13 protein-coding genes are annotated in these 15,900 nt (G+C 58.2%); 3 read left to right on the forward strand and 10 right to left on the reverse strand.

All coding sequences use genetic code 11. From position 1 onward, the window contains the following. The first annotated feature begins 7 nt into the window (after positions 1 to 7). Together PKC29_07115 and PKC29_07120 are read left to right on the forward strand one after the other, a co-directional pair. Positions 8 to 1,036, forward strand: coding sequence for an agmatine deiminase family protein (locus PKC29_07115; GenBank protein ID HML95185.1), 1,029 nt, complete (start codon positions 8 to 10; stop codon positions 1,034 to 1,036). A 160-nt stretch (positions 1,037 to 1,196) separates the two neighbouring features. Next, complete coding sequence (locus PKC29_07120; GenBank protein ID HML95186.1) at positions 1,197 to 2,219, forward strand: deoxyhypusine synthase; 1,023 nt, start codon at positions 1,197 to 1,199, stop codon at positions 2,217 to 2,219. 21 nt (positions 2,220 to 2,240) lie between these two features. Here the strand turns inward: PKC29_07120 and pgl are convergent, their stop codons facing one another. The 10 genes from pgl to PKC29_07170 all read right to left on the reverse strand — a co-directional run bounded on the left by pgl (position 2,241) and on the right by PKC29_07170 (position 15,326). Then, positions 2,241 to 2,981 carry a 6-phosphogluconolactonase gene (gene pgl / locus PKC29_07125; GenBank protein HML95187.1) on the reverse strand — a complete coding sequence of 247 codons (741 nt, stop codon included), beginning with the start codon at positions 2,979 to 2,981 and terminating at the stop codon, positions 2,241 to 2,243. An 11-nt stretch (positions 2,982 to 2,992) separates the two neighbouring features. After that, entirely contained in the window at positions 2,993 to 4,531 is a 1,539-nt protein-coding gene (zwf, locus tag PKC29_07130; GenBank protein ID HML95188.1) for a glucose-6-phosphate dehydrogenase, read from the reverse strand. Between the two features lie 57 nt (positions 4,532 to 4,588). Beyond that, the gene (gene gnd, locus PKC29_07135) at positions 4,589 to 5,500 is read right to left on the reverse strand and encodes a decarboxylating 6-phosphogluconate dehydrogenase (GenBank protein HML95189.1); all 912 of its coding nucleotides are present in this window, start codon (positions 5,498 to 5,500) and stop codon (positions 4,589 to 4,591) included. A gap of 63 nt (positions 5,501 to 5,563) precedes the next feature. Continuing rightward, entirely contained in the window at positions 5,564 to 6,220 is a 657-nt protein-coding gene (gene rpe, locus PKC29_07140) for a ribulose-phosphate 3-epimerase (protein ID HML95190.1), read from the reverse strand. A gap of 25 nt (positions 6,221 to 6,245) precedes the next feature. Next, positions 6,246 to 6,926, reverse strand: coding sequence for a ribose-5-phosphate isomerase RpiA (gene rpiA / locus PKC29_07145; protein ID HML95191.1), 681 nt, complete (start codon positions 6,924 to 6,926; stop codon positions 6,246 to 6,248). Between the two features lie 41 nt (positions 6,927 to 6,967). Further along, on the reverse strand, positions 6,968 to 7,723 hold the full coding sequence (locus tag PKC29_07150) for an HAD family phosphatase (protein HML95192.1): 756 nt from the start codon (positions 7,721 to 7,723) through the stop codon (positions 6,968 to 6,970). 11 nt (positions 7,724 to 7,734) lie between these two features. Beyond that, the gene (locus PKC29_07155) at positions 7,735 to 10,563 is read right to left on the reverse strand and encodes a bifunctional transaldolase/phosoglucose isomerase (protein ID HML95193.1); all 2,829 of its coding nucleotides are present in this window, start codon (positions 10,561 to 10,563) and stop codon (positions 7,735 to 7,737) included. A 71-nt stretch (positions 10,564 to 10,634) separates the two neighbouring features. Next, positions 10,635 to 12,698: a transketolase gene (tkt, locus tag PKC29_07160; GenBank protein HML95194.1), complete on the reverse strand. Its 2,064-nt coding sequence runs from the start codon at positions 12,696 to 12,698 to the stop codon at positions 10,635 to 10,637. A gap of 84 nt (positions 12,699 to 12,782) precedes the next feature. Then, complete coding sequence (locus PKC29_07165) at positions 12,783 to 14,420, reverse strand: FAD-binding oxidoreductase (protein ID HML95195.1); 1,638 nt, start codon at positions 14,418 to 14,420, stop codon at positions 12,783 to 12,785. Between the two features lie 129 nt (positions 14,421 to 14,549). Continuing rightward, a complete protein-coding gene (locus PKC29_07170; GenBank protein ID HML95196.1) occupies positions 14,550 to 15,326 on the reverse strand; it encodes an ROK family protein in 777 nt (258 codons plus the stop codon). 198 nt (positions 15,327 to 15,524) lie between these two features. On the opposite strand from PKC29_07170, the gene PKC29_07175 reads away from it, so the two are divergent. Beyond that, a complete protein-coding gene (locus PKC29_07175) occupies positions 15,525 to 15,848 on the forward strand; it encodes a multidrug efflux SMR transporter (GenBank protein ID HML95197.1) in 324 nt (107 codons plus the stop codon). Positions 15,849 to 15,900 lie beyond the last annotated feature (52 nt).

Below are 15,900 nucleotides of genomic sequence, written 5' to 3' on the forward strand. Positions count from 1 at the left end.
ATCCAACATGAACGAGAAGAACCGGAATTACACGATGCCCGCCGAATGGGAGCCTCACGAAGCCGTGTGGCTCGCGTGGCCCTACGACGAGATCACATTCCCCGACAGAGTGGAAGATGCAGAGGATACGTTCGTCGAAATAATAAAGGCGCTCGAAGGAAGCGAGAGGGTCGAGCTCCTCGTCCTCGACGATGAGATGAAGGAGAGGGTCCGGGAGAAGCTCGCATCGGGCGGCGTCGGGGACGATGCCGTCGAATTCCGCGCGACGGACTACGCCGACGTATGGCTCAGGGACACCGGGCCTGTTTTCGTAAGGGACGGTCGAGGCAGGAAGATTATAACGAAGTGGATATTCAACGCGTGGGGAGACAAGTTCCCCGAGCTTTTAAAGGACGGTGAGATTCCCGGGAAGATATCGCGGTGGAAAGACCTTCCGCTCGTAAAAGCCGACGCCGTAGTCGAGGGGGGTGCGATAGACGTAAACGGCGCCGGCGTGTGCCTCACGACGGAGCAGTGCCTCCTTAACGAAAACAGGAACCCCGGGATGACAAAGGGAAACATAGAGAGATTTCTCGGGGATTTCCTCGGGGTCAGGAAAACGATATGGCTCGGTGACGGGCTTCTCAACGACCACACCGACGGGCACATAGACGAGATAGCCCGCTTCGTCTCGCGTGACACCATAGTCTGCGCTTTCGAGGACGACGAGGACGACGAGAACTACGCGGCGCTTCGGGTGAACTACGAGATACTGTCGGACGCGACCGGCCTCGACGGGAAGCCCTTCGATATAATAAAGCTGCCGATGCCGCACGTAAGATACGATGACGGCGAAAAGGCCCCCGTCTCGTATACCAATTTTTACATAGGCAACACTGTCGTGCTCGCGCCCGTATTTAACGACGAGAACGATAGTCATGCGCTTCGGATACTGGCGAAATGCTTCCCCGGGCGGAAGCTCGTCCCCATCGACTGCAGCGATATTATTTACGGCGGCGGGGCGATCCACTGCATGACGCAGCAGGAGCCCCTTTAGCTTTGACTTCATTGGAACCGGTTATAAAATTAGTTGAGGCCTGAAACGGCCCGTTTTTTAACACATTTCACTAAAAAAACCAAGCCCGTCCGGCGCTGCGAATAACACAGGCGGGGCAGAACACCCCGGAGCCGGAGAGGAGAATAAGGAGAGCGGCAAAATGCCCAAGGTCACGAAAAAGCAGCTTCTGAAAGAAACGATAAAACACATAGACATCAAAAAGATAGACGGCAAAAAGATAATCGATGCCTACCGCGGGATGTCGTTCTCCTCGCGCGACACGGCAAGGGCCGCCGACATATTCAACATGAACCTCGCCGACAGGAACGCCTCCGTATGGCTGACGCTTGCGGGCTCGACGTCCGCCGGCGGATGCATGCAGGTCTACGCCGACATGGTAAGGCTGAACATGATAGACGTCATCGTCGCCACCGGAGCGTCGATCGTAGACATGGACTTCTTCGAGGCCCTTGGCTTCAAACACTACGTCGGCACTCCGTTCATAGACGACGGCATGCTGAGGTCCCTCTACATCGACCGCATATACGACACCTTCATCGACGAGGAAGAGCTCCAGGAATGCGACAAAACGATTGCCAAGATCGCCGACTCGCTCGAACACCGCCCCTACTCCTCCCGCGAGTTCATACGCGAGATGGGCAAATGGCTCACGAAGAACGCGAAGAACAAGAACTCCCTCATACAGGCCGCGTACGAGCACAACGTTCCGATATTCTGCCCGGCGTTTTCGGATTCTTCGGCGGGGTTCGGGCTCGTCTACCACCAGTGGCACAACCCCGACTCGCACGTCTCCATCGACAGCGTGAAGGACTTCCTCGAGCTCACGAAGATAAAAATGGCCTCGAAGGAAAGCGGGCTATTCATGGTCGGCGGCGGCGTGCCGAAGAACTTCGCGCAGGACACCGTCGTTGCGGCGGAGGTGCTGGGGAAGGACGTGCCGGTCCACAAGTATGCCGTTCAGATCACCGTCGCCGACGTCAGGGACGGAGCCTGCAGCTCCTCGACGCTAAAGGAAGCTTCCTCCTGGGGCAAGGTGAGCACCGTGTACGAGCAGATGGTCTACGCCGAGGCGACGACCGTCGTGCCGCTCATCGTCGCGAACGCCTACCAGACCGGGAAATGGAAAAAGAGGAAGGCGAGAAACTTCTCGAAGATGCTTTAATGTTTTAAACGACAGGGGCGCTCAGGCCGCGAGCCAGGGCGCAGCAGCACTGTCCACGTACCACTCGAGGACGCCGTCCACAGGATTCACCATCGACGAGGGGTAGGGAAGCTGCCGGCCCTCCCCTTCTAGTATCTGCCGCAGGACGGGCTCCTTGTCCGCCCCCGCGACGAGGAACGAAACCCTCGCCCCGTTGTCGAGCACGGGGAACGTCACGCTGACCCTCTTCTGCCCCGTCTGTGGGTGTGTCGCCACGACGCAAATCTTCTCCCTTTCCCTGAGCGTCGGCGCGCCGGGGAAGAGAGACGCCGTATGTCCGTCGTCCCCCATGCCGAGGAATATCCAGTCGAAGCGCGGGAAACCGTTTCCCGAGGCCGGTACGAATTTACTTATCACTTCGCCGTAACGCTCGGCCTCTTCCTCGGGCGGGTTCTCGCCGAGTACGCGGTGAACGTTGGGCTCCGGGATGGGTATGTGGGAAAGGAGCGCGAGGTTCGTCATCTTGAAATTGCTCTCGTCGTCGTCGGGGGGAACGCACCTTTCGTCGCCCCAGAAGAATATCACGCTGTCCCACGGCACGCTGTCCCTGTAAGGCGGCTGCGCGAGCACCTCGAAAAAGGACTTCGGCGTGTGCCCTCCGGAGAGCGCGACTATCAGCCGTTCCCCCGCGGCAGCCTTTTCCTCTGCCGCGGCCTTGAAATCGGCCGCGAGACGCGCGGCCATTTCTGCAATACCCGGAAATTTATATATCTCGCGTTTCATCGGCCGGTCTCCTATAGCTCGGAGTGCTCCCCGTTCGTTGTAAGATCCTTACAGGGATAGCGCCAGTCCTCCTCCGGCGAATTGAATATATATTTCGCCTCTTCCGGCCCCCACGAGCCGGCCGGGTAGCCGTAAAGCGGTATCGTCGGATCGTTCTCCCAGGCGTTCAGGATCGGATCGACGAACGTCCAGCACGCCTCCACGGCGTCGGCGCGGGCGTAGTGCGTGGCGTCGCCCAGCATGCAGTCTAAAAGGAGCCTCTCGTAGGCCTCCGGGATGTAGGCGTCGGCGAGGTCCGAGTAATGGAAATCCATCCCGACCTCCTTGATCTCGAACCCGGCCCCCGGCTTCTTCATGCCGAACTTGAGGAGTATGCCCTCGTCGGGCTGTATCCGTATTATGAGCTGGTTGGGTGTCGCGGCGCATAGTATTTCCTCCGAAAAGAGGCGGTGCGGGGTTTTCTTGAAGTCGATGACCACCTCGCTCACGCGCGTCGGGAGGCATTTGCCCGTCCGGAGATAGATCGGCACGTCCCCCCAGCGCCAGTTGTCGATGTAGAGCTTCATCGCCACGAACGTCTCGGTGCGCGAATCCGGGGCGACGTCCTTTTCCTGCCTGTAGCCCGCCACCTTCTTTCCGTTGATGATCGATTCCGTGTACTGGCCCCTCACGACCTGCTTCGACACGTCGCCGGGCTTTATCGGGCGGAGCGACCTGAATATCTTTATCGTCTCGTTCCTGACGTCGGTGGCGTCGAAAATCGAGGGAGGCTCTATCGTGACCGTCCCCAGGACCTGCAGCAGGTGGTTCTGTATCATGTCCCTGAGCGCGCCGTAATGGTCGTAGTATCCGCCCCTCTCCTCGACCCCGATGGACTCGGCCGCCGTGATCTCGATGCGGTTTATGTAGTTCCTGTTCCAGAGCGGCTCGAATATGCCGTTCGCGAACCTGAGCGCGAATATGTCCTGGACGGTCTCTTTGCCGAGGTAGTGGTCTATCCTGTAGATCTGGTCCTCTTCGAATTTGCTTTGAAGGTCGGCGTTCAGCTTCTTTGCCGATTCGAGGTCGCGCCCGAACGGCTTTTCGACTATTATACGCCTCCACGGCGTACCGCCTGAGCCTTGTTCCGAAAGACCGCTGTCGCCAAGGTTACCCGCTATGGAGGAATAGAGGCTCGGCGATGTCGAGAGATAGAATATGTAATCCCCGCCGGTCTTGGCCTCCGAATCTATGGAGGCGAGCTTCTTCTTGAGGTCGCCGTAATGGTTGAGGTCGGTCGCATCCATGGCCTGATAGTAGACGTGCTTCGCGAAGTCCCAGAGCTTGCCCTTGTCCGGATCCTTGAGCCCCCCGTAAGCGGAAATGTCCTCGACCGTCTTCTGCCTGTAGGCGTCGTCCGTGAAGGGCGACCTGCTGGTGCCCAGTATGGCGAAGTTGTCCGGAAGAAGTCCCTGCCTGAAAAGTGCGTAGAGAGCCGGCAGGAGCTTTCTCTTCGTGAGGTCGCCCGAAGCGCCGAATATTACGATTACGCAGTCGTTTACCTGTGCCATATGCGTCCCCTTTTATATAATTCGATTTTTAGAGCCCCGAAATCACGTCCGGCTCTCTTACTTGCCGTCGTCGGCCTTCTTCTTGACGGCGTGTCCGCCGAACTGGTTCCTGAGCGCAGCGATAGTCTTCATGGCGAAGGAGTCGTTGTCCCTCGACTGGATCCTCGCAATGAGCGACGCGGTGATTATCGGCGCGGGCACGTTCTGGTGAAGCGCCGCCTCGACGGTCCACCTGCCCTCGCCGCTGTCCCAGACGTATGGGTCGAGGTCGGACAGTGTCGGGTCCGCCTTGAACACACGCTCGGCGAGGTCGAGGAGCCACGAGCGTATGACGCTCCCATGCTTCCACACCCTGCTGACGGCCTGAAGGTCGATGTCGAACGGAGCGGTGTGGAGAACGGCGAATCCCTCGGCGTACGCCTGGAGGAGTCCGTACTCTATGCCGTTGTGCACCATCTTCACGTAGTGTCCCGAGCCCACAGGGCCGCAGTGAAGGTAGCCGTATCTCGGCGCGAGAGTCTTGAAGATCGGCTCGACGTAATCGACGGCCTCTTTATCTCCGCCATACATGAGACAGTACCCTTCCTTAAGCCCCCATACGCCGCCGCTCGTCCCGCAGTCGATGAATTCTATGCCCGAGGACTTGAGCGCCTTGCCGCGCTTCTGCGAATCCTGCCATTCGGAGTTGCCGCCGTCGATTATTATGTCACCCTTCTTGAGGTGCTTCTTGAGCTCCCTTATATTCTGGTCGACCGGCTTGCCCGAAGGGACCATCAGCCATACCACCCTCGGCTTCGGGAGCTTCTTGACCATGTCCGCTATCGAGCTCGACGGTATCGCCCCCTTCTTCGCGTATTCCTCGACCGGCTCCGGGGTGAGGTTCCATACGACTACCTCGTGTCCGTCCTGCATCAGGCGCTCCGTCATATTACCGCCCATTTTTCCAAGCCCTACCATAGCTATTTTCATGTCGACCTCCTGTATAATTGGATTGAGTTTTCTCCTTCTTGTTCCATTTGAATCGATCTTTTGTCAGGCAACCCTCGCCAGAAGGCCCGAAACGTTCTCCTTGACCGAGCCGTGAGTGTTATAAACGCTCGAGCCGGCTACGAGCACCGTCGTCCCCGCCTCGACTATATCGCGCACGTTTTCGAGGTCTATCCCGCCGTCCACCCCTATAGGCACGTCGAGCCCCCTCGTGTTCAGCATTTCTTTCAGTATCCGTATCTTGTCGAGCTGCGTGCGTATGAACTTCTGCCCGCCGAATCCCGGATTAACCCCCATAACCTGGATAAAATCCGCAAGCTCCAGGACTTCCTCTATCGCGTAGGGAGCAGTCCCGGGGTTGAGAGTCACGCCCGCCTGAATGCCGTGCTCCCTTATCGATTCGAGGACGCGGTGTATGTGCGGGCACACCTCCTGGTGGACGATGATGCGGTCGGCTCCGGATTTGACGAAATCCGCAATGTATTTTTCGGGCTCGACTATCATGAGGTGGACGTCCAGCTTTAATTTTACGAGCGGCCTTATGGCGGCTACCGTGCCCGGGCCGAAATTGAGGTTCGGCACGAAGCGCCCGTCCATGACGTCTATCTGTATCCACGAGACCCCGGCCCTCTCGGCCTCCAGAACGGCCTCGCCCAGCCTCATGAAATCGGCCGAGAGTATCGACGGCTCTACGATAACCACCTGCGCCTTTCACCTCCCGATGCTTTTAAGAATCTTTCCGCTTCTGATACCTTATACCGTGAGACGTGGCCACTATGACCTCGCTCGCCGTCCCTATGAAAAGCCCGAACTCGGCTATCCCGGCCTTCTGGCCCAGTTTCGAAGCCAGCTCGTCGAGGTTCACGATGGGGCCGAACCTGCAGTCCAGTATGTAGTTCGACTGGTCGGTTTTATATATCTCCCCATCTTCCTTCTTACGGAGAACGGGCTCCCCGCCGAGTGATTTCAGGAATTCGGCCACGGGCCGCCACGCGAACGGTATCACCTCTATCGGGACGGGGAAACGCGTCCCGAGCCTGGGCGACATCTTGCTCTCGTCGACGACCATGACGTTCCGCCTGCTCGCCTGGGCGAGCACCTTTTCACGGAGGAGCGCCCCGCCGCCCCCTTTTATGAGGTTAAGGTTCGGGTCCACTTCGTCGGCCCCGTCTATAGTGAGGTCTATCGCCTGCCTGTCGTCGAACGTTATAAGCGGAATACCGAATTCCCCGGCGCTCTTCTCCGTGTCCAGGGAGCTCGGTATGCCGACTATATCCTTGAGCCTGCCGTCGGCGAGCCTCTTGCCGAGCTCTTCGAGGGCGAAATGAGTGGTGCTTCCCGTGCCGAGCCCGAGGATCATTCCCGGGGACACGAGATCGACGGCGCTTATCCCGGCCTCTTTCTTCAGCCTGTCCTGAAGGGCCTTCCCGTTCTTGTCCGGAGATCCGCTCAACCCGCACTCTCCCTCGCGCCGCCGAGCTCGCGCATGAACTCGTCTACAGCCGTGATGAGGCCAGGCGCGTCGTCGAGTATTCTCATTTCGGGAGACGGCGGGAGCGCGTGCACCCCCGCGCGCGTGTAGTCCGTCGTCACCACCATGCAGTACATCTTCGCCGCGAGCGCCGCTTTCACGCCCGAGGCCGAATCCTCTATGACGAGGCACTCGTCGTGCTCCGTCCCGAGCTCCCCGGCAAGGAGGTTGTATATCTCTGGGTCGGGCTTTCCCCTGTCCACGTCCTCTATCGTGGCGACGAAATCGAAATCGTCCGAGATGCCGAGTATGTCCATGACCCGGTAGGCCTCTTCCCTGTGGGACATCGTCCCGAGGCCCGTGGGATAGCCTTCACCCCTAACTTTCTTGAGAAGCCCGTAGTTATACGGGCACAAATGCTCTTTTAAAATTTCGGGGTCCGATATCATCCGGAAATAACTTTTGAGCCTTATCTCGACGAACGCCTGCCACGGCATGGAAACGCCGAACTCCTTCATCCTCGCGGCCGCCTTTGAGCCGAGGCCGAAATGCTCGAGAAGCCCCTCGGCGACTTCCTTCCGCGAGAGGCCCACGTAATCCTTGAACGCAGCGATTACCTCGTCCTCGGTGAGGCTGCCGTCGAGCTCCACGGCAGCCCGTGCATAAGATTTCGCTTTTAACGCTTCGGTCTGGACGAGCGTGCCGTCAAGATCGAATAAGAATGCCTTTATCACTCTTCTCCCTTCTATAGAAGCTTCGCGAGTTTGTTTATTCCTCCGACCACGTCTTCACCGAGATGGAACGTGAGCACCTTCCGCTTCCTGTCGAGAAGGGCCTGGCGGTCGCCGAGGGCCTCGGCGTTTATGAACACGCCGAACGATATCGACGACGCCTTCTTGCCAGGCTCGTCCGGTATCGCGGCGTCCTCGGGCTTTTCGGAGGTGAGCTGTATAAAGAGGCCGTGCCCGGCGTCGCCCTTGTGGAGCTGCCCGGTCGAATGGAGGAACCGGGGGCCGTATCCCACGGTCGTCGCGAGCCTGTATTTCCGCTGCACCTTGCTTCTCAGCTTCTGGAGCGCGGCATAAGTCTCGTCAGTCGGCTTTACGTACGCCTGAAACGCGACGTAGCTCCTCCCCTTGCCCTCGTCTCTTCCGGGCTTAGCAAAGGCAAGGAATTTCGTAAGGGCCTCTTCCAGGCTCTTGGCCTTGAAGTCCGAGTACACGGTTATGCCCCCCTCCGTGAGCTCGTTGGCGTTCATCGAGGGGAGCTGCCCCTTCTTCTGGTACTCGGCTATCATGTTGCGCGCGAGCACCTTGGCCGCCTCGACGTTCGGCTGGTTGAACGGATGTATGTCGATTATGCGCCCGGCTATGGCTATCGCCATTTCCCACCTGAAGAACTCTCCGCCGAGGTCGTATATGTCCTTGAGGTTTATGTACACGACGGGATGCCCTGCCTTTTCGAGCGCCTTCACCTGCCTGTCGTATGTGTTGTCGTTTACGAGGCGGAGGTATACGAAGAGCCTGTCGTTTGCGTAAAACTCGGGCGCTGCGAGGGGCTCCCTGTCAACGGGCAGTATGCCCTTCCCTTCCTTGCCCGTGCTCTCGGCTATCAGCTGCTCGACCCACGAGCCGAAACCCTGTATGGGCGGCGACGCGACCAGCGTTACCTTATCGTGGCCCGCCTTCGCGAGCTCGCCCAGTATCGCGCCGAGCCAGACGCCGGATTGATCGCCCTTGCCGGCATCGCTGCAGCTCTCGTTGTTGCGGAGCATTGTTATGGCCCTCCCGAGGAGGGTGTCGAGGTCCACCCCCTGAAACGCCGCGGGCGGAATGCCCACGAACGAAAGGGCCGAGTAACGGCCGCCGATGTTGGGGTCGTTAAGGAAAATCTTCCTGAACTTGAGATTGGTCGCTATCTTCTGGAGCCCGCTTCCCGGGTCGGTTATCGCGATGAAATGCCGGCCGACCTCCTTCTTGCCGACCTCGGCCAGCGTCTCGTTGTAGAAATATTTCATGAACGAAAGGGTTTCGGCGGTGCCGCCCGATTTGGTCGAAACGATGAAAACGGTCTTCGACAGGTTGAGGCGCTTGCGCTGTTCGAGGACCGCCCCCGGGTCGGTGCTGTCGAGCACCGCTACGTCGAGGTACCCCTTCTTTACGCCGTATGTTTCTCTTATGACCAGCGGTGCGAGACTCGATCCCCCCATGCCGAGGAGGAGGGCGTTCTTGTAGCCGTCTGCTTTTACCTCGTCCACCACCTTCCTTATATCCGGGAGGGCATCCATCATGACCTCGGGTATGTGAAGCCACCCGAGCCTGTTGCTGATTTCTGTCGGGTCGTCCCTCCAGACCATGTAATCGAAATTCCAGATCTTCTGTACTATGTTGTCGGCCGCGATTTCTTCCAGCCTCTTATCCACGGCCTCCTGATACTTTCCCAGGGATGCGGTATATGCCTCCTTGTCGGCTTCGAGCTGCTTCTTTTTCTGCTCTATGCTCGACATGAGCGTCGTGAACGAATCGGCGAACTGTGCGACGCCGTCCTTAAGGAGCTTCTTCGTCACGGCGTCGAGGCTTACGCCGAGCTTGCCGAGCTTCCTGACGTCATCCTTCGCCTTCTTGACGCCCCTGGTTATCGTGAGCGCGGGATTCCCGTGGTCCTTAAACGCCTTGTACGTCGCCGGCGGGACGGTGTTCACGGTATCCGCCCCTATGAGCTCGTCCACGTAAAGCGTGTCCGAATACGCGGGATTCTTCGTGCTCGTGCTCGCCCAGAGAGGCCTCTGCACCCTGGCCCCGGCGTCGGCGAGCTTCTTCCACCTCTTCCCCCTGAATATGCTTCTGAACTCGTCGTATGCGATCTTCGCGTTGGCCACGGCTATCCTGCCCTGAAGGTCCTTGTTGCCGATCTTTTCGAGCTGCGGGTCCACGGCTGTGTCCACCCTGCTCACGAAGAACGACGCGACCGACGCCACCCTGTCCACCTTGTGCCCCTTGAACACGGACGGGCCGTTCGCGGCGAGCCTTTCGAGGCCCTGGATATAGGCTTCGGCCACGGCCCTATACTGCTCCAGGCTGAATATCAGCGTTACGTTGACGTTCACGCCCGCGGCGATGAGCTCCGTTATCGCCGGGATGCCGGCCTTGGTGGCGGGTACCTTGATCATGACGTTCGGCCGCCCGAGCGTGACGTAATAGCGCCTGGCTTCCTTGATGGTTTGCTTCGTGTTGTTGGCGAGCGTCGGGCTCACTTCGAGGCTTATGAATCCGTCCCGGCCCCTGGTCTCGTCGTATAATGGCCTGAAGAAGTCGGCGGCCATCGCTATGTCTTTTAACGCGAGGGCCTCGTATATGTCGTTGACGGATTTCCCTTCGGCGACGAGGGCCTTTAGATCCTCGTCGTAATCGGAGCTTCCGGCAATGGCCTTTTCGAGGATGGACGGGTTCGAGGTTTCGCCCCTTAGCCCCTCGTCTATGAGGGCCTTCAGCTCCCCCGAGGTTAAAAACGATCTCCTTATATAGTCATACCAAATCGACTGACCGAGCCCGGTCAATTCCTGGATTCTCGACATTCGTTTTCCCCCATGCTTTGAGTTTTCGCTTCGCCCGGCGGAACCTCCGGCGATATCTTATTAAATCTACGTCATTTTTTCGCGGTTTTACCCGATTTCTTTTTCGCGTTGTTATTGAGCACCTCTTTGGCCTTCGCGACGACGTGCTCGACTGTAAACCCGAATTCCGGCAGAAGGTCGCCTATAGGGGCCGATTCCCCGAACGTGCTGATGCCTATCACGCCCCCCCTGTCGTACGGGCCCACGTACCTCCGCCATCCGAAAGTGGAGCCCGCCTCGACGGACACCCTCGCGTGGACCGAGGACGGGAGCACCTCCTCCCAGTACTCCGGCCCCTGCATCTCGTAGAGCGACCAGCAGGGCATGCTCACCACGCGTACCTTCACCCCTTCTTTCTTCAAAACCTCGTACGCCCCGAGACAGAGCTGAACCTCCGAGCCCGTGCCTATGAGTATCAGCTCGGGCTTTTTGTCGCTGTCGGCGATTACGTATGCGCCGCGCAGCGCCCCCTCGGCCGGTGCGTAAACGCTCCTGTCGAAGGTCGGTATGTCCTGCCTCGTGAGTATGAGCGCTACAGGACGATCTTTTACCGTCATTATGTATTTCCATAGCTGGCTCAGCTCGTTCGCGTCGGCCGGCCTTATGACGTCCAGGTTCGGCATGGCGCGGAGCGAGGCCAGGTGCTCTATCGGCTGGTGCGTCGGGCCGTCCTCGCCGAGGCCGATGCTATCGTGAGTGAATGTGAACACGACCGGTATCTGCATCAGGCACGCGAGCCTGACGGGCGCTCTCATGTAATCGGAGAATACGAAGTAAGTCGCGGTGTAGGGCTTGAGCTTGCTGAGACACATACCGTTCGCGGAGGCCGCCATGGCGTTCTCCCTTATGCCGAAGTGAAAGTTCCTTCCGTCGTAGATCCCCTTCTCGAAGCTGGCCGCGCCCTCTATGTAGGTCTTGGTCGAGGAGCCGACGTCCGCGGCCCCGCCCAGCAAAAACGGGTACACGGGAACTATAGCGTTAAGTATCTTGCTATTCGCCGTACGTGTCGCGGGGCCTTTCGGATTCGGCGGGAAGACGGGGAGCGCCTTTTCCCAGCCCTCGGGCATCTCCCTGTCCTGGAGCCTCCTGAACTCCTTGGCTAGGTCGGGATAGACGCGCTCGTATGCGCTGAACTTCTTGTTCCATTCTTCCTCGGCGACGGCCCCTTTCCTTATAATGGTTTTCCTGTACTCCTTCACTTCCTCGGGGACGTAGAATTTTTTGTCCGGGTCCCAGCCGTAATTTATCTTGGTCTTTCTAATCTCTTCCTCGCCTAGCGGCTCGCCGTGCGCGGCCGATGTGTCCTGCTTGTTCGGGCTGCCGTACCCTATGTGGCTGTCGACGATGATCAGCGACGGCTGCTCGTTCTCGTGGAGCGCACGCTCTATGGCCTCGGAAAGCATTTCGAGGTCGTTCGCGTCGCCCACGCGCTGGACGTGCCAGTTGTATCCCATGAATCTCGCGGCCACGTCTTCGCTGAACGCAAGGGCAGTGTGCCCCTCTATAGTGATGTGGTTGTTGTCGTAAAACCACACGAGGTTACTGAGCCCGAGGTGTCCCGCGAGCGACGCCGCCTCGCCCGAGATGCCTTCCATCATGCACCCGTCTCCGCAGACGGCGAATACGTTGTAATTGACGATCTCGTGCCCGGGCTTGTTGAAATAAGCGGCGAGCCACCTTTCGGCTATCGCCATGCCGACGGACGTCGCGACCCCCTGGCCGAGCGGGCCGGTGGTCGTTTCGACTCCCGGGGTGAGCCCGTATTCGGGGTGCCCCGCGCATTTACTGTGGAGCTGCCTGAACGTTTTTATGTCGTCCAGCGAAACGTCGTATCCCGTCAGGTGAAGGAGGCTGTAAAGGAGCATCGAGGCGTGGCCGTTCGAAAGGACGAAGCGGTCGCGGCCGGGCCAGTCCGGGTTCTTCGGATTGAACTTCATGAACTTGTCCCATATGGTGAACGCCACGGGTGCGAGCGCCATCGGGGTGCCCGGATGGCCGGAATTAGCCTTCTGGACCGCGTCCATCGAAAGGGTCCTAATGGTGTTTATGATAAGCTGCTCGAGCTTGTCCCTGCTGCCTTTGGGTATTGCATCCATTACGCTTCTCCTTTAAACAGACATTCAACCAACATTATATGCCTTATTTTAATTTCGTATTAAGACGGAAAAACTGTACGAATTTTAAACGCTATGCTCATTATCTTTTTTTATGAACTGCATCGAATACGACAGATCGGCGTCGGTTTTTTTATGCGGGTTGAAGATCCTTTCCGGATCGAATATGTCCTTCACCTTTTTGAAGAGCCCGAATACCTGGTCGCCGTACATCTGCCTGAGATAGGCGCCCCTTATGAGGCCGTCGTTGTGCTCGGCGCTGAGTGATCCCTTATATGACAGCACCAGGTCGAACACCTTCTCCGTGAGCTCGGGGATAATCTTCCGCGTCCTTTCGTCGGTCATGTCCATGAGAGGTATTATGTGGAAATTCCCGTCTCCGGGATGGCCGGCGACGGGGAAGCTCACGTCCGGGTACCGGTCGAATATTTTCTGGAGGTCTTTGAGGAATGCCGGCATCACGGCGGGCTTGACTATGAAGTCGTCTATGAACGGAACCGTCTGCTTCCCCTTGACCCTTTTTCTCAGGAGATTGAAGCTCTCCCTCCTTATGGTCCAGTATTTCTCGGACTCCTCCCTGCTTTTCGTCCTGTGAACGCCGACGTTGTATTCCCTTAAAGCCGCTTCGAGGCCTTTCATGCTTTCGTCGATCCCGTCTTCCGAGTCGCCCGAGAATTCGGCCATGATCACCATCCTGGGGAAGCCGCGGCGGCCGACTATCCAGAGGTCGGGAAGTAGCTCGTAGCCGAGCTTGAATACGCTCTCGGTTTTGCTGATTATCATCACGAGCTCCGGGAAGTAGCGTATGGCCAGGTCTACAGTCTTGTCGTCGTACGACTCTATCGAAGTCGGGCCGTACTCGAGCATCGTGTTTACTATATCCCCGAGCCTGTCGAGGGTGTGCATGTAGACGACCAGCATCTTGGAATACTTCTCGACCGGCACGAGGCCGAACTCGATCTCGCTCACGACGCCGAGCGTGCCCTGCGAGCCTACTATGAGCTGGGTGAGGTCGAAGGTGCCCTCCTCCCTGTCCCATACGTTCCAGAGGGAATACCCGGTCGAGTTCTTGGACACGTCCGGCTTTGCCTTCTTGATAACGTCGTAGTTGTCGTCGACGAGCTTGAAGACCCCCCTGTAAATCTCACCTTCCAGGTCTTTCCGGGCGAGCTTCGAATCGAGCTCCCGCCTGTCGAGCTTCCTGAAAACATATTCGTTTCCGTCTCTCAATATGACCTTCAGCTCCCGCACATACCTCTCGGTCTTCCCGTAGCGGAGCGACTTCTCGCCGCCGGAATTGTTGGCCACCATCCCGCCGACGGACGCGATGGATTTAGAGGCCGGGTAGCTCGGGAGCATCGAGCCCACCTTGAAGGTCTCCTTCTCGAAAACCCTGTAGGGGAGGCCGGGCTGAACCCTCGCGTGACCGGGCCCGAGCTCGAGAATGTTGTTCATGTGTGCGTTCACGTCCATTATTATCGAATCGTTGAGATCGCCGCCGGCCATATCCGTCCCGCAGGAGCGCGGGGTCAGCGAGAGCGACCCGTCCCCCGATTCCTTCCTCTCTCTCACGTAATTTACCAGCGATTTCAGGTCTTCGGCGCTCTTAGGCAGAACGACTACTTTGGGCACTATGCGGAAGGCGCTTGCGTCGCCGCTGTAGTGGTGAAGGGTCTCGGGGTCGTCTTTGACTTCGCCTTGCATAATTTTAAGGAGAGCTTGTTTGTGAGACAAGATTGAACCTCGATACCGAATGTGCCGGCACGGCGTGTGAGAGAAATGCCCTCACCCATTATCACACAACGACCGGTTATTTTCAAGAAAGCCCGCCGCTCAAATTTCGTGCCCGAGTGCAGCGCCGACTATGCCCGCGTCGTTCAGCATCTCGGCGTGCGCCACGTCGGCCCTTACCTTTATATAGTGGAAAAACTTCTCGGACTTCGCGCTCACGCCCCCGCCGATTATGAACAGCTCGGGGGACAGGTAGCGCTCCATCATCCCGAGATACTTATTCACCCGCTTGCCCCATTTTTTCCAGCTCAGCTTGTGGACTTCTCTCTGGAGGGCCGAGGCGCGCGTCTCGGCGTCCACGCCGTCCATTTCTATGTGGCCGAATTCGGTGTTGCGGACTAGAAGACCGTCTATGAAGAGCGCGGTCCCTATCCCTGTCCCGAGGGTTACCATAAGAACGACTCCTCCCCCGGGGTCATTGCGGTCCTTTCCCGCGCCGAACTTCATCTCGGCCAGCCCTGCGGCGTCCGCGTCGTTTATGACCACCGCCTTACAGTTGTGGAGCTTTTCTATCTCGTCCCTTATGTTGACCCCGATCCACTTTTTAGAGAGGTTCGCCGCCGTGTAAACCTCGCCGTCCTTCATCACACCGGGGAACCCGCAGCCGATTCGCCCCTCCCACTTCCAGTGATCGATGACGCCGTGTATGGCCGCGAGCATCTTCTTGGGGGTCGCGGGACGGGGGGTCTCTACCCTGTATCTCTCCGCGAGCAGAACCCCTTTCTCCGTATCGACGGGAGCGGCCTTTATTCCTGTCCCGCCGATGTCTATTCCGAGAACGGTCGGTTTTTCTGAGGGAGGTTTTTTCCTTGGCGGCATCGGCTTTTCCTTTGGCAAGTAAGTTTTTCTAATTCTACACCAACTCTTATCAAGATTTAAACCCCCGCCGGCCTAACACCGCGTCCTGCGAAATTCGGGTGAATCTTTACAAAGCCCTGGGAATCACGATAATATCGTGTCCGCAGGTCCATACAGGGCGTGGCGCGAACACAATTTACGAAGCAGGAGGGAAGCAAAATGGCGTGGCTTTATCTACTACTGGCCGGCATGATAGAAATGGGATGGCCGCTCGGGCTGAAATACGCCTGGACCGATAAGGGCATACAGATCGTTCCGGCTATCGTAGCCGTGGTTTGCATACTCTTGAGCGGCTTTCTTCTCTTCCTGGCGCAAAGGGAGATACCGGTAGGCACCGCTTACGCGATCTGGACGGGCCTCGGCACGGTCGGGACTTTCGCGCTCGGCATCGTGCTCTTCGGCGAGCCCGCCCAGGCGCTCCGGTTCGTCTTCGTCGGGTTCATACTGGCGGGCATAATAGGGCTCAAGCTCGTATCGACCTGATCCCCGGGCGCGTCGATCTCCGTCTCGATAAATACTCCGCACGCGTTCCCAT

This window comes from Thermodesulfobacteriota bacterium, from assembly GCA_035325995.1.
Lineage (GTDB): Bacteria > Desulfobacterota_D > UBA1144 > Nemesobacterales > UBA2774 > JADLGH01.

What these genes read in the sequence shown, in the direction of transcription:
- gnd (HML95189.1), bottom strand. Translation starts at nt 5,500, where the DNA reads ATGAAAATAGCTATGGTAGGGCTTGGAAAAATGGGCGGTAATATGACG.
- tkt (HML95194.1), bottom strand. Translation starts at nt 12,698, where the DNA reads ATGGATGCAATACCCAAAGGCAGCAGGGACAAGCTCGAGCAGCTTATC.
- pgl (HML95187.1), bottom strand. Translation starts at nt 2,981, where the DNA reads ATGAAACGCGAGATATATAAATTTCCGGGTATTGCAGAAATGGCCGCG.
- zwf (HML95188.1), bottom strand. Translation starts at nt 4,531, where the DNA reads ATGGCACAGGTAAACGACTGCGTAATCGTAATATTCGGCGCTTCGGGC.
- PKC29_07165 (HML95195.1), bottom strand. Translation starts at nt 14,420, where the DNA reads ATGCAAGGCGAAGTCAAAGACGACCCCGAGACCCTTCACCACTACAGC.
- PKC29_07155 (HML95193.1), bottom strand. Translation starts at nt 10,563, where the DNA reads ATGTCGAGAATCCAGGAATTGACCGGGCTCGGTCAGTCGATTTGGTAT.
- PKC29_07120 (HML95186.1), top strand. Translation starts at nt 1,197, where the DNA reads ATGCCCAAGGTCACGAAAAAGCAGCTTCTGAAAGAAACGATAAAACAC.
- PKC29_07175 (HML95197.1), top strand. Translation starts at nt 15,525, where the DNA reads ATGGCGTGGCTTTATCTACTACTGGCCGGCATGATAGAAATGGGATGG.
- PKC29_07115 (HML95185.1), top strand. Translation starts at nt 8, where the DNA reads ATGAACGAGAAGAACCGGAATTACACGATGCCCGCCGAATGGGAGCCT.
- PKC29_07170 (HML95196.1), bottom strand. Translation starts at nt 15,326, where the DNA reads ATGCCGCCAAGGAAAAAACCTCCCTCAGAAAAACCGACCGTTCTCGGA.